We start from the raw sequence: 23,675 nt of genomic DNA, 5'->3' as shown, positions 1-23,675 counted from the left end.
AAATTTATACTTCTTTTACGGTAATCTCATCATTCGTGTAGACGAGAATTTTTTTGGCGACTGTAAACCCCAAAGATTCTACAGCTTTTCCGTAGCTGTTAATTTGTGTTTCATGACTTGGTAAAGCCTCTCCGGTTTTGTAATCTAAAATTATGGCGTTCTTATCTGGGGTAATAACAACTCTGTCGGGTCTCAATATTTGACCGTTTTCTGTAATAATTTCTCTTTCGTTGTAAATTTCGTATTCAGTACTGTAATAGGGCCTCAGTAATTCATGATTCACAATTTGATAGGTCAAATTCTCTAAAATTTGACCTTGATCAGTTGTGATTATGTTGTCTTTAATAAAAAGTCTCATGGTATTGGTGACATCTGTCTTAGTTTTGATCTTAGCCATAATATTGTGGATGAGGTTCCCTTTTTCAATAGCTTTTTCTTGAGCTGTGTCCCACAAATAACCTGACTTAGTCACAATATTAATGTTGTGTTCGTGTTTAGGGATAGAAATAAAGTCTTCCTGTAAGTGGTTTTCCTCATTCTTCTCCTTGGCTATGGATATTTTTTTAAAACTGCCAAAGCAATAATCGTGTTGGGAGTCTCTCCATTTTCCAATATCATTAAGATAATTGATTAATAAGCCAGAGTATTTTTTCATTGTTGTTTCCCCTTTGCTATTTATATCTAAACTGGAAATAATATGTAATTGTTCCACTGCCCTTGTTAATGCTACATAAAGCAAGTTTATGTTGTCTAATTCTAATTCTGCTTGGTGGCTTGAATGAATCTTTTCGCCTGACTTTCCAAACTGTACAAAATCATTGTTATAGTTTAATAGGGCATAATCAAACCCTTCATATTCATCAGTATTAAGAGGAAACCAAGCCATAGGCTCACGCTCTCTGTATATATCTAAGTCGGCATAAGGGAAGATAACTACAGGAAATTCTAGCCCTTTAGATTTGTGAATGGTCATTATACTGACGGCATCTTGATTAATAGGGGATACAATGCTCAGATTGTCTTTTTTTGCTTCATAATAGTCTAAAAACGACAAGAGATCAGGGCTATGGCTCTGGGAGTAATCCAATATTAGATCCAAGAAAAATTGAATGTAGGCATTGGAGTTTTTTACGAGTTTAAATTCTCTAACCAAAGTTTCGGCCATATCGTATAAAGTAAGACTAAGTAGTATGGGCATTTGAATGGAAACACCATAGTTGTTAAAACTATTCAATAGCTTATCTGCGGAAAGTTTGACGTGGGTTTTGAAAAAGTTGTGTTTGTCTTCAATGTTCCAATAATCAGATAGGAAATGAAGAACTTCAACGGTAATTTCATGGTTGTCTGGCTGAACGAACAGTTTCATTAAATTCACTAAAAACTGCACTTGAGGAGCATTGTTTATTAGCAAGGTTTCCGAAGATGTAATTTTTAAGCCTTTTTCACTTAAAAAATCTGCAATGGCAACACCTTCCTTTTTCTTGCGAACTAATACGCAAATCTCTTTAAGGGTAAACCCGTTTGCCAAGCATTGTTCTATTTTGCTATTCACAGCTTCAGGGTAAATTTCATCCCGATTATCTCCACGTTCTATATCCAAAAAGCTTAAGCTTACACAGCCTTGATTGTCGATTTTAAGATCTTGTTTTGCACTTTTTTGGTAGAGTTCTCCATAACTGGTGTCGCTAAACATGTTCTCTGAAAGGTAGGTGAAAAAGCCATTGTTGAAATTCACAACTTCCTTAAAACTTCTATAGTTCGCAGGAAGTGTTTCTACCTTTTTTTCAATGTAAAAAGGGTTATGGTTGTTGCAGAGGTCGATAAATTGTTCCGCTTTTCCTCCCCGCCATCTGTAAATAGATTGTTTGGCATCGCCTACTAGCATGGCTGTTCCCGCTTGCCCTTTTAAGTTTTGACCAGACAATGCATTGTTGATTAGTGGGATTAAGTTGTTCCATTGCATCTCTGATGTGTCCTGAAACTCATCTATAAAATAGTGCATAAATTTCTCTCCCAAACGTTCGTATATAAAGGGTGTGGGTTGGTTTTTTAGCTCATGGCTAATTATGCCGTTAAACTCAGAGATTAGAATCTTGTTTTGTTCGTTTTTAAGGTCATCCAATTCTTTGTTTATGGCGTTAAGAACTGATAGGGGAGTTATATTTTTATAAAATTGTTTTAGAAACTTTATATGGAAAACCAAAGCTTTGGTTTTTTCAAAAGCAGCACCAATTTCAAGTTGAATTCCATCGATTGTTTGGGCTGTTCCTGACGATACTTTTTTTGGGTATAATGGCTTGTCGTGAATTTCCTCCTGCCACTTCAATCCGAAGGATAAGTCAATTACCCCTTGACTCATTTTTTTAAAATGGTTGGGTACGGAGCCTCTGCTAAAATCACTGTGCTCAAGACCGCATTCACTAATGAGAGCTAATACCCCTTCAGCAGTATCAATGATTGCCTTTTCGGTTTCCTTAATCAAGCTTCGCAAATTGGTTTTTAGAACCTTAAAATCATCAAATGTTTTATCGGATAAGAGTGATATATATAATCTGTCGTTTTCGCTTACCAGAAGTCTAGCTATTTTATTGAAATCGAACGATACATCCCAGCTTTTATCATCGTCAGCTTTTTCAATTGCAAACTCTACCAGTACTTTGGTGAGCTGTTTATCAGTTCCAGCTTTTGCAATGAGTCTGTCCACTGCTTCAGTCAAAAGACTATCTTGGTCGAGTTCCACTTCAAAATTTAGGGGTAGATTTAAATCGTGTGCAAAAGTGCGGATGATTTTATGGGTAAATCCGTCAATAGTAGAAATGTCGAACGAAGCATAATTGTGTAAAATGGTTTCTAGTACATTTTTAGACTTTGTGTGAAGTCTTTCTGGAGTAACTTGAAGGTCATCACAGAGCGTTTTGAACATGTCTGTTGGATTTATTAGAATGTCTTCAGATGCGAAGTCCCTTAGGGTAGCTATAATGCGTTCTTTCATTTCGCCAACAGCTTTGTTGGTAAAGGTAATGGCGAGTATGTTTTTAAAGCTATCGTTGGTTTTGTTGCCTAATACAACCTTGAGATATTCTTTTACTAAAGTAAATGTTTTTCCGCTTCCAGCAGAGGCGTTGTAGATGGTAAAAGGCGTGTTGTTTTCCATGAAAAGAAATTTGAATACAAGATAAAAACTATCGATGATTCGATTGCTATTAAATATTTTTAATTGCGGGCTTTTATCTTTAAATTTGAGGGAATTTTTACACTAATATATAAACAACATTATTATGGCTTTTGAATTACCAAAGTTAAAATACGCATACGATGCCTTAGAGCCTCATATTGATGCACGTACCATGGAAATCCACCACAGTAAACATCATGCTGGTTATACCAATAATTTAAACAATGCCATTGCAGGAACTGATTTGGAAGGAAAGTCTATTGAAGATATTCTAGCTAACTTAGATATGAGCAATAGTGCAGTAAGAAATAATGGAGGAGGTTTTTACAACCACTCTTTATTTTGGGATGTGATGAACCCAGAAGGAAAAGGGCGTTTGTCTGGTGAATTAAAAGATGCTATTGAGGCGGCTTATGGTTCTTTCGATGCTTTTAAGGATACATTTAGTAAAGCAGCGGCTACTCAGTTTGGTTCTGGCTGGGCTTGGCTTTGTGTTCACAAAGGAGGTAAGGTTGAGGTATGTTCTACTCCAAACCAAGATAATCCATTAATGCCTGGTGTTACATGTCAAGGAACGCCTATTTTAGGATTGGATGTTTGGGAGCATGCATATTATTTAAATTATCAGAATAGAAGACCAGATTATATAGAGGCTTTCTTTAACGTAATCAACTGGAACGAGGTAGAACGTCGTTATTCTGAGAACAAGTAATTATCAAGATTGCTTTAATAAACTTCAAAGCAGCCGTTTGGGCTGCTTTTTTTGTGTCTTTAGCAAAGAGTTAGGTGATGAAAATAAAAAGGTGAGCGTAATGCTCACCTTTTTGCCCCAAATCTACCATAAACTTAACCTACTTATGTTATGGTCTTACGAAGATAAGTCGCATTGATGTTTGTGGGAAAATTTAATGGTTGAATGGTATAAAAATCGGACTAAAAGGTGGTTAACCCTATTTAGGTATAACAGGAGGGATTTTCTGAGGTTGCGTAAAATAAAAAAGGTGAGTATTGTACTCACCTTTTTTGCCCCAAATCTACCATAAACTTAACCTACTTATGTTATGGTCCTACGAATATAGTGCGACCGAAGCTTAGGCGCGAAAAAAAATAGTTGAATGGTATATAAATCAGTCTAAATGAGATTGAAGAGAAATCGGCTGAAGAGACCAAAAAGGGGATTTATATAAAATAAAAAAGGTGAGTATTGTACTCACCTTTTTTGCCCCAAATCTACCATGAACTTAACCTACTTATGTTATGGTGATACTAAATTAATTTTAATTTTATAACAGCTATAATCTTTTAGATTAAATGCACTTAAATCGGATTAAGTGTGTTTTGTATCCCTTTAATTACAAGCCTATTGTGGCTTATTTAGTATGCGCGTTCTTTATTTCCTTCAACAAAATTTATAAATGCGCGGTTAACAACTCGGTTACCTCCGTCAGTTGGATAATCTCCCGTAAAGTACCAGTCCCCTAGGTTTTTAGGGCAGGCCTTATGTAGGTTTTCAACTGATTGGAAAATGATTTTTACCTCAGCGTTAACAGTCTCATCACTTAACAATTCTGAAATCTTGTCTGAAATCTGCTCATCAGTAAACGAGTCATAGATTTCCTTGACGAAGTTTTGTACCTCTGCGTCAGGTAAATCAACCTGAGCTTTACATTTTTTGTATACTTCGTCCACCAAATGATATTGGTTATTGTCCTTTAATAATTCCAAGGCAGCTCTGAATGCTACAAGGCTTTCTAGGTTTGCCATGTCAATACCATAACAATCAGGGTATCGTATTTGAGGAGCTGACGAAACAACCACAATCTTTTTAGGCTTAAGCCTGTCAACCATTTTTATAATGCTCTTTTTAAGAGTAGTTCCTCTTACAATACTGTCGTCTATAATTACAAGGTTGTCTTTAGGCTTAATAACGCCGTAAGTAACGTCGTAAACGTGAGCTACTAGATCATCACGACTACTATCTTCGGTAATGAATGTGCGAAGTTTAGCGTCTTTTATAGCAATCTTTTCAATTCTAGGGCGCTCAGCCAAGATTTCTTTCACGCGATCTGCTGAAAGTTGGCCGTTTCCATCTAGGATGGCTTGGGTTTTCTTTTCGTTGAGGTGTTTTTCAACCGTTTCTATCATTCCGAAGAAAGACGTTTCAGCTGTGTTTGGAATATAAGAGAAAACAGTGTTTTTCGTGTCATTTTCAATCGCTTCCAAAACCTTTGGCATTAGCAGTTTTCCAAGATCTTTACGTTCTTGGTAGATTTCTGCATCGCTACCTCTAGAGAAATAAATACGTTCAAAAGAACAAGCTTTTCTTTCTAACGGTTCAATGATTTTTGTTATTTCCGTTTCTCCTGATTTTTTAGTAATAATAGCGTGTCCAGGATCTAATTCATGGATCGTTTCAAAAGGAACATTGAAAACGGTTTGAATTACTGGGCGCTCCGATGCTACAACGACAACTTCATCATCTTCGTAATAAAACGCAGGGCGGATTCCTGCAGGATCACGTAAAACAAACGAATCACCGTGACCTAATAAACCAGCCATTGCATAACCGCCATCCCAGTTTTTAGAAGCTTTCTTAAGGATTTTGGCAATGTTTAAGCGCTCTGCAATAAGTGGTGAGCTTTCGTGTTTTGTGTAGCCTTCCTTTTTAAGTTTTTTATATTGTTTAGAAACGGCGTCATCTAGGAAGTGACCTATTTTTTCCATTACGGTAATAGTGTCGGCCTTTTCCTTTGGATGCTGCCCTAAACGGATTAAGTTATCGAAAAGTTCATTAACATTGGTCATGTTAAAGTTTCCGGCAACAATTAGGTTGCGAGACATCCAGTTGTTTTGTCTTAAAAACGGGTGAACACTTTCTACACTGTTTTTTCCAAATGTTCCATAACGAACATGCCCTAGCATCACTTCGCCGATATATGGGATATGTTTTTTCTGTAGAGCTACATTGTCAACATATTCTGGGTGTTCAGCAAATTCGTTGTTAATTCGCTGGTTAATTTGTGCAAATACATCTTGAATAGGTTGTTGTGCAATAGAACGAACGCGGCTAATGTAGCGTTCACCAGGTTGGGTGTCCAGTTTAATGCTGGCAAACCCTGCTCCATCTTGGCCACGGTTGTGTTGCTTCTCCATCATCAGGTACATCTTGTTTACACCGTAAAACGCCGTACCGTACTTCTCTTTGTAGAATTCTAGTGGTTTTTTGAGTCTGATGAGTGCTATTCCGCATTCATGTTTTAAAGCATCGCTCATAATCCTGTTGTTGTGTTGTAAGAGTTAAAAGCGCGCCATAAAGGCGCGCGATATTATGATAGTTCTATTTCAAATTGAGTTAAATCTTTAAACTGCTGTAGGCGCTGATGAACCTCTTTATTTGTGAGGTTGGTCATGCGCTCGGTTCCAAATTTTTCTACACAGAACGAAGCTAATGTAGATCCATAAATTACAGCGTTTTTCATGTTTTCAAAGGAGAAGTCTCCTGTTTTTGCTAGATATCCTGCAAATCCCCCTGCAAATGTATCCCCAGCACCTGTTGGGTCAAAAACTTCCTCTAAAGGAAGGGCGGGAGCAAAGAAAACATTGTCATTGTGGAATAATAAGGCTCCATGTTCACCTTTTTTAATCACCACGTATTTAGGTCCCATGTCTTGGATTTTCTTAGCAGCAGTTACAAGGGCATATTCTCCTGTAAGCTGTCTGGCTTCTTCGTCGTTGATGGTAATAACGTCAACCAGTTTTAGAGCCTTGTGCAAATCCTCCAATGCATTGTCCATCCAGAAGTTCATGGTGTCTAAAATGGCCAATTTTGGGTTGTTGTTCATTTGTTCCAACACGCTAATTTGAGTAAGCGGATGTAAGTTACCTAGCATTACCACTTCTGCATCTCTATATTCCTGAGGCACCACGGGGTTGAAATTTGCAAGAACATTAAGCTCCGTTGCTAATGTGTCTCGAGAGTTCATATCGTTATGGTAACGACCGCTCCAGAAAAAGGTTTTTCCTTCTTTAACGATTTCTATACCACTAAGGTCAATATCCTTGTTTGAAAGTAAGTCGAGGTGTTCCTTAGGAAAATCTCCACCAACAATCGAAACTATAGAGGAATCAACATGAAATTGGGAGGCGGCTAAGCCTATAAAGGTGGCGGCACCACCAAGGATTTTATCGGTTTTGCCAAAAGGGGTTTCAATGGCATCGAAGGCTACCGTCCCAACAATAACTAGTTTGCTCATAAAGCGCGTTGAAATTTTTTGCAAATATACTGTATATATATATAAACAAGGAATGTATAAGTTAAAATGTTGTTATAGTGTAAGTTGTGATGTTTCGTGTTTAATGTGTTGGTTTTAAGATGTGTTGGGTTTTGTGAGCGGTTATCAAGAAATAATAAACAATAAAGGCACGAAACTTCGTGTTCGTGCCTTTATTGAAATAGTGATTAGTATCATGTAATGACTTTTAATTTTTAGTGTACACAAGGTCAAATCTGTCAAGTTTCATAACCTTGTCCCAAGCAGCCACGAAGTCATTGATGAATTTTTCCTTGGCATCGGCACTGGCATAGACTTCAGCTAAGGCTCTAAGTTCAGAGTTAGATCCGAAAATCAAATCAGCACGAGTAGCCGTGTACTTGTGTTTACCGGTTTTTCTATCCAGTCCTTCAAATACCTCTTTGCTGTCTGATGTAGCTTTCCACTCTGTGCTCATGTCCAAAAGATTTGTGAAGAAATCATTCGTAAGCTCATCTTTTTTATCTGTAAAAATTCCCTTGTTAGATCCGTCATAGTTGGCGTTCAGGCTGCGCATTCCTCCGACCAAAACTGTCATTTCAGGTGGGGTTAAGGTAAGGAGTTGTGCTTTGTCTATTAAAAGCTCTTCTGTAGGAATAGTGTACTTTGTTTTTAGGTAGTTTCGGAAGCCATCTGCCATTGGCTCTAGTACTGCAAAAGAGTTGACATCTGTTTGTTCTTGAAGGGCGTCCATCCTTCCAGGAACAAAAGGTATGGTTACAGGGTGGCCTGCATTGGCTGCTGCTTTTTCTATGGCTGCATCGCCTGCGAGTACAATTAAATCTGCTACAGAAACTTTTTTGTTTGTAGACTTGGAATTGAAGTCGCTTTGGATTTTTTCCAATACTGCCAATACTTTGGCTAGTTGGTCAGGGTTGTTGGCTTCCCAGTCTTTTTGCGGGGCAAGGCGAATTCTTGCTCCATTAGCTCCGCCTCTTCTATCCGATTCACGGTACGTAGAAGCAGAAGCCCATGCGGTAGAGACCATTTCGCTAATCGTTAAGCCAGAATTCAGGATGATTGATTTTAAAGACTCGATATCCTGTTTGTTTATTAGTTCGTGGTTTATTACAGGTATTGGGTCTTGCCAGATTAAGTCTTCAGCTGGAGCTTCTGGTCCTAGATATGTTGTTTTTGGGCCCATGTCTCGATGGGTTAGTTTAAACCAAGCTCTAGCAAATGCCTTGTTGAATAATTCTGGGTTTTCGTAAAACTTTCTTGATATTTTTTCGAATCCAGGGTCGAATCTAAGTGAAAGGTCGGTAGTGAACATGGTTGGTTTGTGTTTCTTTTCAGAGTCGAAGGCATCAGGTACCATCATTTTTGGTTCGCCTTTGGCTACCCATTGGTGTCCACCTGAAGGACTTTTGGTTAATTCCCATTCATTTTCGAAAAGGCTAAAGAAAAACAGATGACTCCATTTAGTTGGTGTTGCTGTCCAGGTTACTTCAAGGCCTGAAGTAATAGCGTCAGCTCCTTTTCCTGATTTATAGGTGCTTTTCCATCCAAAACCCTGTTCCTCGATTCCAGCTGCTTCTGGGTCGGGACCTACATTAGAGGCATCGCCTGCTCCGTGCGCTTTCCCCAGGGTATGACCACCTGCAATCAGGGCAACGGTTTCCTCGTCGTTCATACCCATTCTGCCAAAGGTTTGGCGGATGTCTTCTGCTGCTAGCATCGGGTCTGGATTTCCGTTCGGGCCTTCAGGGTTTACGTAAATCAACCCCATTTGTACTGCTGCTAATGGGTTTTCTAATTTGCGATTTCCTGAGTAGCGCGATTCGTCAGAAAGCCATTTGTTTTCTGCACCCCAGTAAACGTCTATTTCCGGTTCCCAGGTATCTTCTCTACCACCTGCAAATCCAAAGGTTTCAAACCCCATGTCTTCTAGGGCTACGTTGCCTGTAAGTACCATCAAGTCGGCCCAAGAGATTTGCTTTCCGTATTTTTGTTTAATAGGCCAAAGCAATCTCCTTGCTTTATCTAAATTGGCATTGTCCGGCCAACTGTTTAACGGGGCAAAGCGTTGTTGCCCTGAGCGAGAGCCTCCACGCCCGTCACCAGTACGATAGGTTCCGGCGCTGTGCCATGCCATTCTAATAAAGAGACCACCATAATGCCCAAAATCGGCTGGCCACCAGTCTTGAGATTCTGTTAGCACTTTCCTTATGTCGCTTTTTAGGGCATCGTAATCAAGTTTGTTGAATTCTTCGATGTAATTAAAATTTTCAGCCATAGGGTTGGAAAGCGCTGAGTTCTGACGAAGAATAGTAAGGTTTAGCTGGTTTGGCCACCAGTCACTGTTGCTTGTAGCCTTAAGATTGGAGTTGCTTTGTTTTGTGGCTCCAGATTTAGCATCTAAATCAGCAATTTGTTCATTTTTGTTTTGGCAGGAAGTGAATATTGTACTCACCGCTAAGAGACAGCCAAACAATGTTAGGTTTTTCATTTGCTTGTAATTTTAGTTAATGAAGATTACATGCAATACTACTTACTTAACAGATTTTTACTACTATAAACAATATTGATTGTTTTGATATTTAAATTGATAATATTGATTGCTGTTTGGGGTGTAGTTTTAGGTTTGAAGTTACTTCCTTCCAAAATCTGCTGGTATTTCTCCCCAGGCTTTGGTTTCCCATTTTACGATAGTAGTGGTGTAGGTGTTGGTTTTTAACCAGTGCACGGCACGGTCTACCAATTCAAAAAGAGGTTTGTTCTTTTGTGTGCGTTCCAATTTAGTGTTACACGTCTTTCGTTTTACCCAACTAATAGCTGTTTTTGAGTCGGTGTAAATAATAAGGTTGCTATTGTGTTTTTTTAAAAATGCCAGTCCGTGAACAATAGCTAAAAACTCTCCAATGTTATTTGTACCTTCTTCAAAGGGACCTTGAATAAAAAGCTGCTTTTTCGTTTTGGTGTCTACACCTCTATATTCCATTCTTCCAGGGTTGCCACTTGAAGCTGCATCAACCGAAATGGAGTTGTAATTGGGTAGACCTATTTTTTTAAGCTGTTCATCAGAGAGTCCGCTAGTTAAGGTTTTGGTTTTGCCAACGTAGTCTTTATAATTTCCTTTGTAGGCTTTTTTTGCAGCATCGAAGGTTGGGAATGATTTGTAGAGTGAGCCGGGATAGTCCTTGATTTGTGCTTTACAGTCATCCCAGGATTCAAAGATCCCAGTGTGATGACCCTTCCAAACAGTGTAGTATTTTTTCTTTTTTTTGCCCATCTTCTGTTCCTGTGAAAACAGGGATCTTTACCTTGTTAATTACTCGGTCAACAGTTTTTCTACCACTTTAGGGAAATGTTCCATTTCCAATTCATGGATTTTTGAAGCGACATCGTCAGCCGTATCGGTTGGCGTTACTTCGCATGTTGCTTGGAAAATGGTAGTGCCCTCATCGTAATTTTCGTTTACGTAATGTATGGTAATACCGGTTTTGGTTTCCTTATTTTCTACTACGGCATTGTGGACATGCATCCCGTACATTCCCTTTCCTCCAAACTTTGGTAATAGAGCAGGGTGTATGTTTATAATTTTATTAGGGAATGCTGCTATGATGTTCTCTGGCATTTTCCAGAGGAAGCCAGCCAAAACAATAAGGTCTGGTTGGGCTGCCTTTAATAGGTTTAGTACATCCTCACTAGCAGTAAACGCTGTTCTGTTAAATGAAAGCGCACTAACTTTAAGGGTTTTACAGCGGTCCAATACTTTAGCATGTGGGTTGTTGGTCAATACTTGTACTACTTCTGAAGTAGTAGTGTTTCTAAAGTATTTGATAAGGTTTTCGGCATTGGAGCCAGAGCCCGAAGCAAAAATTACGATACGCTTCATAACAGATATTTAAGGAGTTGAATATTACCGCAAAAAAAAGAATAATTCAGAACAAATAGAAGGTAAAAAATAAATACTTCAATTTTATTTTACTAAATTACGGACACATTTTTTAAGTAAAGGTGTGTATTAAAATAAAGTTTTTTATTTTTGCCTCCTAAATTAAAACTTAAAATTAAAGATTATGTCAGACATTGCATCAAGAGTAAAAGCGATTATCGTAGACAAATTAGGTGTAGATGAAAACGAAGTTGTAAATGAGGCTAGCTTCACTAACGACTTAGGAGCAGATTCATTAGACACCGTTGAGTTAATCATGGAGTTTGAAAAAGAATTTGACATTCAAATACCAGACGATCAAGCTGAAAACATTGCAACAGTAGGTCAAGCGATATCTTATATTGAAGCTGCTAAATAAGGAATTTACTTTATGGAATTAAGGCGAGTTGTAGTTACAGGTATAGGTGCTTTAACCCCTATCGGCAATACTAAAGATGAGTATTGGGATGGATTGGTTAGTGGTAAAAGTGGTGCCGCGCCTATAACATATTTTGATACTGAAAAGTTCAAAACCAAATTCGCTTGCGAATTAAAAAACTTTAACGCTACCGATTTTCTTGATAGAAAAGAGGCTCGTAAAATGGACAAATTCACCCAATATGCTATGGTTGCATCTGATGAAGCTATTGCTGATTCAAAATTGGATTTGGATACCATTAACAAATTACGAGTTGGTGTTATTTGGGGAGCAGGTATTGGAGGTTTGGAAACTTTCCAGCAAGAGGTGTTAAATTATGCCGCTGGAGATGGTTCTCCACGATTCAATCCGTTTTTCATCCCTAAAATGATTGCAGATATTGCGCCAGGTAACATTTCCATTAAAAATGGATTTATGGGACCTAACTATACCACTGTGTCGGCCTGTGCTTCTTCTGCCAATGCAATTATCGATGCGCTTAATTATATTAGATTAGGACATTGTGATGTTATTGTAACTGGAGGAAGTGAAGCTGCAGTAACCATTGCTGGAATGGGTGGTTTTAATGCGATGCATGCACTGTCTACAAGAAATGAAAGTCCTGAAACGGCCTCAAGACCTTTTGATGCTACTCGTGATGGGTTTGTATTGGGTGAAGGTGCAGGAGCTATCATTCTTGAAGAATATGAGCACGCTAAAGCACGCGGTGCCAAGATTTATGCTGAAGTTGTTGGTGGAGGATTGTCGTCTGATGCCTACCACATGACAGCTCCACATCCTGATGGTATTGGAGTGATTGCTGTAATGAAAAATTGTTTAGAGAATGCAGGTGTTAAACCTGAAGAAGTAGATCATATTAATACACACGGAACTTCAACTCCGCTTGGAGACGTGGCAGAATTAAAGGCTATTTCTGAAGTGTTTGGCGATCATGCAAAGAACATAAATATTAACTCTACAAAATCTATGACAGGTCACTTGTTGGGGGCTGCAGGTGCTATTGAGGCAATTGCTTCCTTAATGGCTATGGAGCACGGTATTGTACCGCCAACAATTAACCATTCAACAGTAGATGAAAACATAGACCCTGAGTTGAATTTAACTTTAAACAAAGCCCAAAAGCGTGACGTTAAAGTAGCCATGAGTAACACCTTTGGTTTTGGTGGTCACAACGCTTGTGTGTTGTTCAAGAAAATAGATTAAATATTCGAATGAAATCCATTCGCAACATATTAAATTCCCGTTCGAAAGACGACGGGAATTTTTTTATGTCTGTTTATAAGATTTTAGGATTCCGTCCCAAAACAATAAGATATTATAAAAAGGCATTTACCCACCGTTCGATGAACCTGAAAGATGGGGAGGGAAACGCTATTAACTATGAGCGTCTTGAATTTTTAGGAGATGCTATGCTTGGATCCGTAATAGCCTCACACCTATATTTAGAAGTGCCCGGTGGTGATGAAGGTTACCTTACAAAAATGCGTTCAAAAGTTGTAAGTCGTGAGCATCTTAACGAACTGGGAAAAGAACTCGGTCTTATCGATCTTGTAGAGAGTAAAATTCCTAAGGGACAGTTTGGTGATAACATTCATGGAAATCTTTTTGAAGCTCTCATTGGTGCCATATTTTTAGATAGAGGCTATAAATATTGTGAGAAGTTTATTTATAAAAGGGTTATTATTCCTTACGTAGATATTGGCAAATTGGAAGGTAAGGTTATTAGTTATAAGAGTTTGCTGATTGAATGGTGTCAGAAAGAAAAGAGAACCTTCGACTATAATGTTTATGACGATACCGGTAATGACGATGTGCGTCACTTTGCGGTAAAGCTTTCTATCGATGGAAAGGTGGTAACCAAAGCGCGAGCTACGTCAAAAAAGAAGGCCGAAGAGAAAGCATCTAAGCGTGCTTATTTTGTTTTTCAAAAGCAAATAACAAAATCCCAGCAATAATTCTTTTAAAAATGTAGTAATATACTTCTGTATAACTACAACGTTTTCGTAAATAATTTTGTATTAAGTTTAGCTCAAATAATGTGTTTATGCCTTATTTAATACTATATTTACGTGACTAATTAAGTAATCTATGGCGGTTCATAAACTCAGTTTAGAAGACTTTTTTGAAGAAGAACCTTATGCCTTATTTGGAATTCACTGTACGATTGACGACTATCGTTTAGCATATTTAATTAATAGGTATTTAGATATTGGTTTGAAGCGAAAAACCAAGGATTTGGACTTTAGGAGCAATCAAACCTATGCCATCTTTGAGTGGGACGATGAAAAAATGCAGAGCAGTTGGAATTTGGTTTCAAATATTTGTAGACTGGAAGTTGAGGATGAAAGTCAAGCTGTCTCTCTCTTCAGTGCTCAAACCAAGGTTGTAAAACCTTTTTATTTGGTGCCAGAATACAAAAAAGTGAACTATATTCTTAAAGTTAAAGGTCTTTCTCAAAGCACCAAAGAAAAGTTGCTTCTTGATAAAATCCAAAAAATACCGCAAGTTGTTACCGCCTATTCATTAGATTCCGATAAAATAAAGTTGAAACACCATTTAATTTTTGATTGATGCTTTTACGAAAAAAAACAAAAATAGTTGCCACTCTAGGTCCTTCCACAAGTACTAAAGATGTTTTGAAAGGAATGTTGGACGAAGGAGTAAATGTGTTTAGAATTAATTTTTCTCACGCCGATTATAGCGATGTTAAGGAGCGAATAGATATGATTCGTGAACTTAATGACGAGTATGGTTATAATGCTGCTATTCTTGCAGATCTTCAGGGACCTAAATTGCGAGTAGGCATAATGAAGGAGGAGGTGATTGTCAATAAAAATGATGAGATTATTTTCGCTACTGGAGAAGTGTTTGAGGGGACTAAGGAAAGAGTCTACATGACGTATGACAATTTTCCAATGGACACAAATCCAGGTGAACGCATTTTGTTGGATGATGGAAAGCTGATTTTTGAAGTGGTTTCTACCGATAGAAAAACTGAGGTGATTACTAGAGTTGTTCAAGGGGGGCCTTTACGTTCTAGAAAAGGTGTTAATCTTCCGAATACAAATATTTCACAACCGGCTTTAACGGAAAAAGATATCGCTGATGCCATCTTTGCAATTGAGCAGGAAGTAGATTGGATTGCATTGTCTTTTGTAAGACACGCAGATGATTTAATTCAATTGGAGGAATTGATCCGGGAGCACAGCAGCCATAAAATTCCTATAATCGCTAAAATAGAAAAGCCTGAGGCGGTTGAAAATATAGATAAAATCGTCGCTTATTGTGATGGGTTAATGGTTGCACGTGGCGATTTAGGGGTTGAAATTCCAGCACAAGAAGTGCCTTTAATTCAGAAGAAGCTTGTACATCGTGCTAAGCAAGCCCGTATTCCGGTAATAATCGCAACACAAATGATGGAGTCGATGATTTCCAGTTTAACTCCTACTAGAGCAGAAGTTAATGACGTGGCCAACTCGGTTATGGATGGAGCCGATGCGGTAATGCTTTCTGGAGAAACCTCAGTGGGGTCGTATCCAATTCAAGTTATAGCAAAAATGGCGGATATAATTAGAAGTGTTGAAGATTCTCCACTTATCCAAGTGCCACAGGCACCACCGCATATCCGTACTAAGCGTTATATTACAAAATCGATTTGTTACCATGCGTCTTTAATGGCTAATGAAATTAATGCAAAAGCAATTTCAACTTTAACGAACAGTGGGTATACAGCTTTCCAAATTTCTGCTTGGCGTCCAAAAGCACATATTTTAGTGTTTACCTCAAATAAGCACATCTTAACCCAATTGAGTTTGCTTTGGGGTGTTAAAGCTTTTTACTATGATAGATTTGTTAGCACCGATGAAACTATAGAAGATGTAAATGCCATGGCTCAGGATATGGGATATTTGGAGCCTGGAGATATGCTAATTAGTTTAGCGGCTATGCCAATACAGGATAAAGGGATGGTAAATACTCTTAGAGTGACGGAAATTTAAAATACTTCTCTTCATTAAATAATAAAGAAAGCACCACAATTTGTGGTGCTTTTGTTTTAAAAATCAAACTTCAGTTGTACACTAACAGTTTTGGTTTCTTTGGCTTGTTTTTGTTTATCGGTATTCAGGTTAGAAAGTGAAATACCAAGAAGCCTAACAGAGTTTTCAAGCCTTTCCTGATAAAGAAGTTCTTTAGCTGTTTCTATAATTAAGCTTTTATCACTTATAAAATAAGGGAGTGTTTTGCTTCTAGTGTGTAGGGAAAAATCACTATACTTAATTTTCAGGGTAATGGTCTTGCCTGCTACTTTACTTTTGGCTAGTCTTCTAGCAACCTCTTCGGCAATATTCTCCAGTTTCTCAAGCATAAATATTTCGCTGGAAAGATTTTCGCTAAAAGTGCGTTCTGCGGCCAGTGATTTTCTTATACGATTGGGTCTTACTGGGCTATTGTGAACCCCTCGAACTACATGGTGATAGTAGCTTCCCGACTTCCCAAAGTGACTTTCAAGAAACTCTATCGATTTCCCTTTCAGGTCCTTACCGGTGAAAATACCTAGTTGGTACATACGTTCGGCAGTTACTTTGCCTATCCCATAAAACTTCCTAATGTCCAAATCTTCCAAGAACAAAAGTACCTCTTCGGGGTTTACGGTTTTCTGCCCGTTGGGTTTATTGTAGTCACTGGCGACTTTGGCAATAAATTTATTGATGGAAATACCTGCCGACGCTGTTAGGCCAACTTCATTGTGAATGCGGCTACGTATTTCCTGGGCAATTAGTGTGGCACTGTGAAGGTTCTTCTTGTTTTTGGTAACATCTAGATAAGCCTCATCTAATGAAAGAGGTTCAACCAAATCCGTATACTCGAAGAATATCTTTCTTATTTTCTTTGAGATTTCATGATAGCGGTCAAAGCGTGGTCTAACAAAAATGAGCTCAGGGCAAAGTCGTTTTGCCAGCATACCGCTCATGGCACTTCGTACACCAAATTTCCTAGCTTCATAACTGGCAGCGCTAACAACTCCGCGTTTAGAGCTGCCGCCTACTGCAATGGGCTTTCCCTTTAAATTAGGATTGTCCATTTGCTCGACAGAAGCGTAAAAAGCGTCCATATCTACATGGATAATTTTTCTAATGGAAAGCTCTGGTTGCATCTTGTAAAATTATAATATCTTTATCAAAGCCAATATAATCTATGGGGAAAACAGCAATCATATTGGGAGCAACAGGATTGACGGGAAAACTCCTTTTGCACAGACTTTTGAAAGACGAGCGGTATTCAAAAATTATGTTGTTTAGTCGATCTACATGCGGTATTTCTAACCCTAAATTGGAAGAACACTTAATAGATGTCTTTTCCCTAAAAGATTACCAGGATATTTTTAAAGGTGATGTCGTATTTTGTTGTGTTGGAACAACAAAGGTTAAAACTCCCGATAAAGAAACCTACGTGAAAATTGATTACGGTATTCCTGTCGATTCAGCCGAACTTTGCAAAGCCAATAATATCAATACTTTTATAGTTGTATCTGCCTTAGGGGCGAATAAAAACAGCAATATTTTTTACAACCGAACCAAAGGGAGGATGGAAGAAGCCGTTTTGGGGTTGCAAATTCCCAACACCTACATATTGCAACCATCCTTAATTACAGGAGATAGGCAAGAAAGTAGGTTTGGAGAAAGTTTAGCCAAGTTTGTTATGAAAATTTTTAATCCTTTGCTTGTTGGAAGTTTGAAAACCTATAAGTCTATTGGTGCAAAGACAATAGCCAATTGTATGGTTTGGTTAAATAATCATGACTATGAATCTGGCCGTATAACTTCAGATAAAATAAAAATACTGGTAAATAAATGATAGAAATAGAGCGTAAGTATTTGGTGCTCTCTGATGCATTTAAAAAAGAGGCTTCAAAACAAAAGCGAATAGTTCAAGGGTTTTTAAACACCCATCCCGAACGAACCGTAAGAGTACGGTTGGTGGGTGAAGACGGGGTGATAACTGTTAAAGGAAAAAGCTCGAAAGATGGGTTAAGTCGTTTTGAATGGGAAAAACTTATTCCAAAGTCCGAAGCCGAAGCTTTACTTGCGCTTTGCGAACCTGGTGTTATTGAAAAGGTTCGTTACGACGTTCCTTTTGGCAATCACCTGTTTGAGGTTGATGAGTTTTTTGGAGATAATGAGGGTCTGATTATCACAGAGATAGAGTTGTCATCAGTAGATGAAAACTTTGATAAACCAAAATGGCTGGGACAAGAGGTTACCGGACAAACAAAATATTATAATTCACAATTGAGTAAGCAACCCTTTAAAACATGGAACTTATGAAACAAATTAAATCTTTATGTATTGTATTATCACTTGTTAGTTTAGTAGCCTGTAATAGTCAAAATAATAAACAATCCATAACTGACGAGGAAGTTGTAGAGGAGGTTCAAAAGGTTTCAATCAAAGAAATTAAAACAGATTTAGAAAGTAAGGGTTTCAAGACTTTTGATTATGTGGACGAAAAAACGGGAGACACCATTATTATGCAACAGTACTTCATGGCATTTTTAAAAAGTGGGTCTAATCGTTCTCAAACAAAGGTAGAAGCCGATAGCCTTCAAAGGTTGCACTTGGCTCATTTGGGGCGTATGTATGATCAAGGTTTTGCTGATATCTCTGGTCCTTTTGGAGACGACGGAATTATTCGTGGAATAACCATATACAATGTGCCTACACAACAAATGGCCGATAGTCTTGCTAATTTGGATCCAATGGTTAAGAGTGGTCGATTGGTGATAGAAATTCACCCTTGGTGGGCTGCCAAAGGATTTTCTTTGAGGTGATTTTGAGCTGTAAGCGTCTTGAGTTTATTTTGTTAGGTTGACCAAGGTTAATGAGGGTTAATTAAGAGGAATGCCTTTAATAAGGTGCTATTTTTACGCGAATTTGGAATTATGCTATGGATTCCAATTCAGATTAGCCTAAACATTTTTTAAACTAAACAACAATAAAACAAGTATGCGATCATTAACATTAACCGCATTAATATTTTTTTGCGGTATTTTTAACAATTATGCTCAGTTGGTTCCTACGTTCGTCCAAGATGCAGTTTCGCTAGGAGATGACTGTTACAGAATTACAGATGACCTCCCAACTCAAAGAGGAGCAGTTTGGTATGACAACCCTATTGATTTAACTGAGGATTTTGATATCGTTTTCGATCTTAGTTTCAGTGATAACGATGGTGGTGCCGATGGGATGGCATTAGTAATAAAGTCTAATGCAAATGCAATAATAGGAACTCCTGGAGGAGGTTTAGGTTACGAAGGGATTAACAATTCGCTAGCCGTTGAATTTGATATTTGGCAGAATGGGAACAGAAGTGACCCCGCTGCTGACCATGTTGCTTTAACGTATAATGGTGTTGCAGATCATGCTTCAACCTATAATTTAGCTGGGCCAGTGGATGCATCTGCTTCGTCAGGTAATATTGAAGATGGAGTTTATCATGAGGTAAAAGTTACCTGGAGAGTGGATACTCAGACATTTAAGGTGTATTTTGATTGTTCGGAGCGACTTTCCTATACCGGAGATATAGTGAATACTGTCTTTAGTGGCCTTACAAATGTATATTTTGGATTTACGGGGTCTACTGGTGGTTCTTCAAGTCTTCAACAGCTTTGCTTTAAATATGTTTCGTTTGCTAATACCCTCGAATTACAGGACGAATCAATTTGTTCAGGTGATTCTGTGTCAAATATTGATGTTACTTATGAATTAGGAGCTTCATACGATTGGATTCCAACAACAGGAGTAAGTAATCCAAACAGTCCAAACCCAGTTTTTACACCTACAGAGACTACTGAATATACAGTTTATATATTAGATAATTGTGGGCTTTTATTGACTCCTTCTTCATTTACGATAAATGTAGAAGATTTTGACTTGAGTGATTTTAATGATGGTCTGCCATTGGAATCTACAGTATGTGATAATAATTCAGGATCAGCTGATTTTGATTTAACCATTTTTGAAAGTGATATTTTGGCGACGGTTACTGGCGCAACTATCACATACTTCAATACTTTAGAAGATGCTGCTAATAATGTTAATCCAATAGCTACTGTTTCTAATTATACAAGTTCTGGTGAGACAATTTTTATTAGAGTAGAAAATGCTTCTACATGTTATGAGGTTTTGGAGTTAAGCTTAGGCTTTTCAGATGGTCCGGCATTGGTTCAGCCAAGTGATTTGGCAATGTGTGATAATGATGCAGACGGTCTAGCTAATTATGATTTAACTCTTGTTGAAGGTGAATTGTTGAATGGATTAACAGATGTAACAGTTAGTTATTATGATGAATCTTTTAATGTGATAAATACTCCAAATCAGTATTTAGGAGTACCGAATGGAGAGGCTATTCTAGTAGAAGTAACTGATAATGCCTCAGGGTGTATTAGTACAATTTCGTTTAACTTGATTTCAGGTGAAGATCCAGTGATTTTGTTCGATCAAGAGTATGAGGTGTGCCCTACAGGGAATCAGTCAATAGATGTAAGTGTTGTTATCAATGACTTAACAGAATCTGAAGTAGATATTACTTGGTATATGGATGGTATTCAAGTTGATGGTGAAAATGAAATGGTATTGTCTGTTCAAACTCCTGGAATGTATGTTGTTAGAGTTGAAAATGTCCTAACACATTGTTTTAGTGAAGCTCAAGTGTTAGTGTCTGAGAAATGTGGTGAGTTTCCTCAGGTAATTACACCTAATGGAGATACTTACAATGACTTCTTTGAGTTAAGTGGACTTGCTGTAACAAGCATTAATATCTACAATAGATATGGAACGTTAGTGTATTCAAGAAATGACTATACTAATCAATGGTATGGTCAATCTGAAGGAGGTGATGAACTTCCTGTAGGAACATATTTCTATCAAGTAGAATATGATGGAGGTAAAACTAAAACCGGTTGGGTTTATTTAACCAGATAATATATACAATGATTATATAGCTAAACGCCCTACTTTGTAGGGCGTTTTTAAGCTTTGCTTGTTTTGTGCTCTAAAATAGTTTGATAATAATATTGTTTTACTTAAAGAAGATAATTTTCATGCAAGCTTTTAAGAATTAAAATCCCCAATAACTGATATGAGAACTGCCAAAACTTTAGCTATACTCTTGCTCTTTAGCGTTAAAATGTTTGCACAGCTTATCCCATCATTTGTAGACGATGCGGTTTTAGTTGGTGATGATTGCTATAAAATCACTAGTGCTACCAATAACCAATCGGGAGCAGTATGGTACAATAATGCAATAGATCTAAATGATGATTTTGATATAATATTTGATGCAGATTTTGGAAGTAATGATGCAAATGGTGCCGATGGCCTTGCATTTGTTATGAAAACGACACCTTTACCAACTATAGGGGCATCAGGGGGAGGTGTTGGATATGAGGGGATTTTATCATCCCTCATTGTTGAATTCGATACCTATCAAAACGGTAACAGGGCAGATCCCTATGGAGATCACGTTGCATTGCTCAAAAATGGTGTTAGTAACCATGCCTCTACGTCTAACCTCGACGGGCCTGTTAATGCTTCGGCAACTTCAGTAAATATAGAAGATGGTAATACTCATGAAGTAAAAATTCAATGGCGGGCGACTACTCAAACATTTAAAGTTTTCTTCGACTGTGCTGAACGTATATCTTATACCGGAGATTTGATAAATGTTGCTTTTAATGGCGCATCAAGTGTTTATTTTGGGTTTACCGGTTCAACAGGAGGGTATTATAACCTTCAACAGATATGTTTTAAATATATATCTTTTTTAAATGATGTAAATATTTATGATCAACAAATTTGTTACGGAGAAACTATCGATAATGTTGATGTTTCATATTCCAATGCAACATTTCAATGGTCGCCCATAAGTGGAGTTAGTGATCCCACGAGTCCAACCCCTACATTTTCACCTGATTCAGACACAACCTATACAGTAACCATTACTGATAATTGTGGGGAAGTTATATTAACGAATAGTTTTGATGTTACGGTAATACCTGAATCATTAGCTAACGTAAACTATGTGTCAAGTTCTGTGTGTCCTGGAGGGAATGCTGAATTTGAAATTACAGGAACTCCCAATACCATAGTTACCTATCATTTAAACGGAGGTGCTAACCAATCCGTTTCCTTAGGTGATTTGGGAGTAGCTTCCATAATAATTCCTTCCATAACAGAAGACCAGACTTTAACGGTGGTGTCATCTGAAACAAATTTTGATTTAATCTCAGGAAATGCTATTAGTGCTAATGGGGGTGAATTTAATGCTAATGCTTTAGGGGCAATATTGACAGTAGGGAGTTCAGCAAATAATACAAACTCCGCTCAAATTTCTAGTGCAGACCAAACCATGGTATTAACCCTTGAAGATGCTGTTCCTGAGGGAACAACAATAACTTTGAGTGTAAGTCCTAATTCTAATGCTTCTGTAATGACTGTCTCTGATGGTGTTAATGTTCAAACCATTAACTCTGGAACTCCAAATACAATCCAGTACATATCATATACTACCGCACAGCAAACCAATACACTTACTTTTACGAGCTCAAATTTAGGGTATTGGATTGATGGAGTCGAATATACTTACCAGCCTTCAAATTGTTTTACGGAGATCAATGAGTCTGTAACAGTAACCCTTCTAGCCAACGACGATGCGAGTTTTACGCTTTCACCAACCTGCGATGGAGCTATGGCTGAAGCTGTAACCCCAGGCGGGACCTATTCGATGACCTCTATGACAGGTCCAGGGACAATAGATGCAGTAACGGGAACCATCACCGGAGGGAACCCTGGTGATGTGTACACTGTGGAATATACTACCAATGGCGACTGTCCCTCCACAACGGCAGAAACGGTGATCGTACACCAACAACCAACGATCAACAATCCCAACCCGACATTGGCTGTATGCGACGATAACATAGCCGATGGACTGACGTCTATCGACCTTACCTTAGTTAGCGCCGACATTAGTGGTAGCGTTCCTGGTTATTCGGTAAGCTATTATTACAGCCAAACGGATGCTGATAATAATTTAAATCCATTGTCAATACCTTATACCAATATTTCCAATCCGCAGACCATTTATGCCAGATTGGAGAATGAAGCCACAGGTTGTTATGCCACCACATTAGTTGAGCTGTCTGTGCAACAGGCACCGGGTGCCAACATACCGGCGCCGTATGAGGTGTGCGACCCCGATGCGGACTGTTTTTCTGAGTTTGACTTAGCCAGCTTGGATGGGGAGATTACCGGTGGAGATACCACCCTTGTTGTGACCTACCACGAGACCATGGACGATGCCCTTTTTGGAGTCAATGCCATAGACACAAATGTGCCTTATAACAATATAGTTGCCTGCCAACAGACCCTTTACGCCAATGTGGAGAGTATGGCCATCGCCACAGACTGTCCCACCATCATAGAGGTACAGTTAATCGTTCATCCAGAGCCACAGATTATGGACCCATCACCACTAGAGGTGTGCGACGATGCCAGTGATGACGGTATAGCCCAGTTTAACTTAAATTTAAAAGAGGGTGAGATACTTAACGGACTAGACCCAATGGACTATCTGATTGGGTTTTACGAAACTGAAGCCAATGCTATTACTGGTACAAATCCTATCGTACTTCCAGGTAACTATACCAATACGGTAGCCTATGCACAGACGGTATGGGTTAACGTGGTGGATATTGCTTCGGGCTGTACCAGTGTTACCAGTTTGGAGCTTATCGTGAACCAGCTACCGGTACTGGCCCAGCCAACACCGCTTAGCCTATGTGATGAGAACAACCCTGGCGACCAGATGGAGGAG

Annotated in this window: 18 protein-coding genes; 11 read left to right on the top strand and 7 right to left on the bottom strand. The window is 38.4% G+C overall.

Annotated elements, in window-relative coordinates; translation table 11 throughout:
* Positions 1-4: 4 nt before the first annotated feature.
* Positions 5-3,154: a UvrD-helicase domain-containing protein gene (locus PWU04_RS12180; protein WP_274476393.1), complete on the bottom strand. Its 3,150-nt coding sequence runs from the start codon at positions 3,152-3,154 to the stop codon at positions 5-7.
* A 124-nt stretch (positions 3,155-3,278) separates the two neighbouring features.
* Here PWU04_RS12180 and PWU04_RS12175 point away from each other — a divergent pair, with 124 nt between their 5' ends.
* A complete protein-coding gene (locus PWU04_RS12175) occupies positions 3,279-3,887 on the top strand; it encodes a superoxide dismutase (protein WP_274476392.1) in 609 nt (202 codons plus the stop codon).
* A 662-nt stretch (positions 3,888-4,549) separates the two neighbouring features.
* Here PWU04_RS12175 and PWU04_RS12170 read toward each other — a convergent pair.
* The 5 genes from PWU04_RS12170 to purN all read right to left on the bottom strand — a co-directional run bounded on the left by PWU04_RS12170 (position 4,550) and on the right by purN (position 11,323).
* Complete coding sequence (locus PWU04_RS12170) at positions 4,550-6,448, bottom strand: amidophosphoribosyltransferase (protein ID WP_274476391.1); 1,899 nt, start codon at positions 6,446-6,448, stop codon at positions 4,550-4,552.
* A gap of 53 nt (positions 6,449-6,501) precedes the next feature.
* The gene (locus tag PWU04_RS12165; RefSeq protein ID WP_274476390.1) at positions 6,502-7,428 is read right to left on the bottom strand and encodes a PfkB family carbohydrate kinase; all 927 of its coding nucleotides are present in this window, start codon (positions 7,426-7,428) and stop codon (positions 6,502-6,504) included.
* A 226-nt stretch (positions 7,429-7,654) separates the two neighbouring features.
* Positions 7,655-9,934 (bottom strand): catalase/peroxidase HPI, encoded by a 2,280-nt coding sequence (gene katG / locus PWU04_RS12160; protein ID WP_274476389.1) that lies wholly within the window; start codon positions 9,932-9,934, stop codon positions 7,655-7,657.
* Between the two features lie 141 nt (positions 9,935-10,075).
* Positions 10,076-10,717, bottom strand: a complete 642-nt coding sequence (locus PWU04_RS12155) for a ribonuclease H family protein (RefSeq protein ID WP_274476388.1) — start codon at positions 10,715-10,717, stop codon at positions 10,076-10,078.
* A gap of 39 nt (positions 10,718-10,756) precedes the next feature.
* The gene (gene purN / locus PWU04_RS12150; protein WP_274476387.1) at positions 10,757-11,323 is read right to left on the bottom strand and encodes a phosphoribosylglycinamide formyltransferase; all 567 of its coding nucleotides are present in this window, start codon (positions 11,321-11,323) and stop codon (positions 10,757-10,759) included.
* Between the two features lie 184 nt (positions 11,324-11,507).
* On the opposite strand from purN, the gene PWU04_RS12145 reads away from it, so the two are divergent.
* From PWU04_RS12145 to pyk, 5 genes are all read left to right on the top strand, one after another.
* Complete coding sequence (locus tag PWU04_RS12145; RefSeq protein ID WP_014781833.1) at positions 11,508-11,741, top strand: acyl carrier protein; 234 nt, start codon at positions 11,508-11,510, stop codon at positions 11,739-11,741.
* 12 nt (positions 11,742-11,753) lie between these two features.
* Positions 11,754-13,004 carry a beta-ketoacyl-ACP synthase II gene (gene fabF / locus PWU04_RS12140; RefSeq protein WP_274476385.1) on the top strand — a complete coding sequence of 417 codons (1,251 nt, stop codon included), beginning with the start codon at positions 11,754-11,756 and terminating at the stop codon, positions 13,002-13,004.
* A gap of 8 nt (positions 13,005-13,012) precedes the next feature.
* Positions 13,013-13,756, top strand: coding sequence for a ribonuclease III (gene rnc, locus PWU04_RS12135; protein WP_274476384.1), 744 nt, complete (start codon positions 13,013-13,015; stop codon positions 13,754-13,756).
* Between the two features lie 133 nt (positions 13,757-13,889).
* Positions 13,890-14,372, top strand: coding sequence for an IPExxxVDY family protein (locus tag PWU04_RS12130; RefSeq protein ID WP_274476382.1), 483 nt, complete (start codon positions 13,890-13,892; stop codon positions 14,370-14,372).
* A complete protein-coding gene (gene pyk, locus PWU04_RS12125; RefSeq protein ID WP_274476381.1) occupies positions 14,372-15,799 on the top strand; it encodes a pyruvate kinase in 1,428 nt (475 codons plus the stop codon). The genes PWU04_RS12130 and pyk overlap by 1 nt, the downstream gene beginning before the upstream one ends.
* 56 nt (positions 15,800-15,855) lie before the next feature.
* On the opposite strand, the gene dinB is transcribed toward pyk, so the two are convergent.
* On the bottom strand, positions 15,856-16,956 hold the full coding sequence (dinB, locus tag PWU04_RS12120) for a DNA polymerase IV (protein WP_274476380.1): 1,101 nt from the start codon (positions 16,954-16,956) through the stop codon (positions 15,856-15,858).
* 41 nt (positions 16,957-16,997) lie between these two features.
* Here dinB and PWU04_RS12115 point away from each other — a divergent pair, with 41 nt between their 5' ends.
* The 5 genes from PWU04_RS12115 to PWU04_RS12095 form a co-directional block, all read left to right on the top strand.
* On the top strand, positions 16,998-17,657 hold the full coding sequence (locus PWU04_RS12115) for an NAD(P)H-binding protein (protein ID WP_274476379.1): 660 nt from the start codon (positions 16,998-17,000) through the stop codon (positions 17,655-17,657).
* Positions 17,654-18,127: a CYTH domain-containing protein gene (locus PWU04_RS12110; protein ID WP_274476378.1), complete on the top strand. Its 474-nt coding sequence runs from the start codon at positions 17,654-17,656 to the stop codon at positions 18,125-18,127. The genes PWU04_RS12115 and PWU04_RS12110 overlap by 4 nt, the downstream gene beginning before the upstream one ends.
* Positions 18,124-18,630 (top strand): YciI family protein, encoded by a 507-nt coding sequence (locus PWU04_RS12105; protein WP_274476377.1) that lies wholly within the window; start codon positions 18,124-18,126, stop codon positions 18,628-18,630. Before PWU04_RS12110 ends, PWU04_RS12105 begins: the two co-directional genes overlap by 4 nt.
* Positions 18,631-18,805: 175 nt before the next feature.
* Positions 18,806-20,782: a lectin-like domain-containing protein gene (locus tag PWU04_RS12100; protein WP_274476376.1), complete on the top strand. Its 1,977-nt coding sequence runs from the start codon at positions 18,806-18,808 to the stop codon at positions 20,780-20,782.
* A 157-nt stretch (positions 20,783-20,939) separates the two neighbouring features.
* On the top strand, positions 20,940-23,675 hold a 2,736-nt coding region (locus tag PWU04_RS12095), incomplete at its 3' end, for an L-type lectin-domain containing protein (protein WP_274476375.1).

Source organism: Mangrovimonas aestuarii (genome assembly GCF_028767185.1).
Taxonomy (GTDB): Bacteria; Bacteroidota; Bacteroidia; order Flavobacteriales; family Flavobacteriaceae; genus Mangrovimonas_B; species Mangrovimonas_B aestuarii.
The sequence above is the reverse complement of the archived record's forward strand: the minus strand, read 5'-3'. Positions and strand labels throughout refer to the sequence as shown.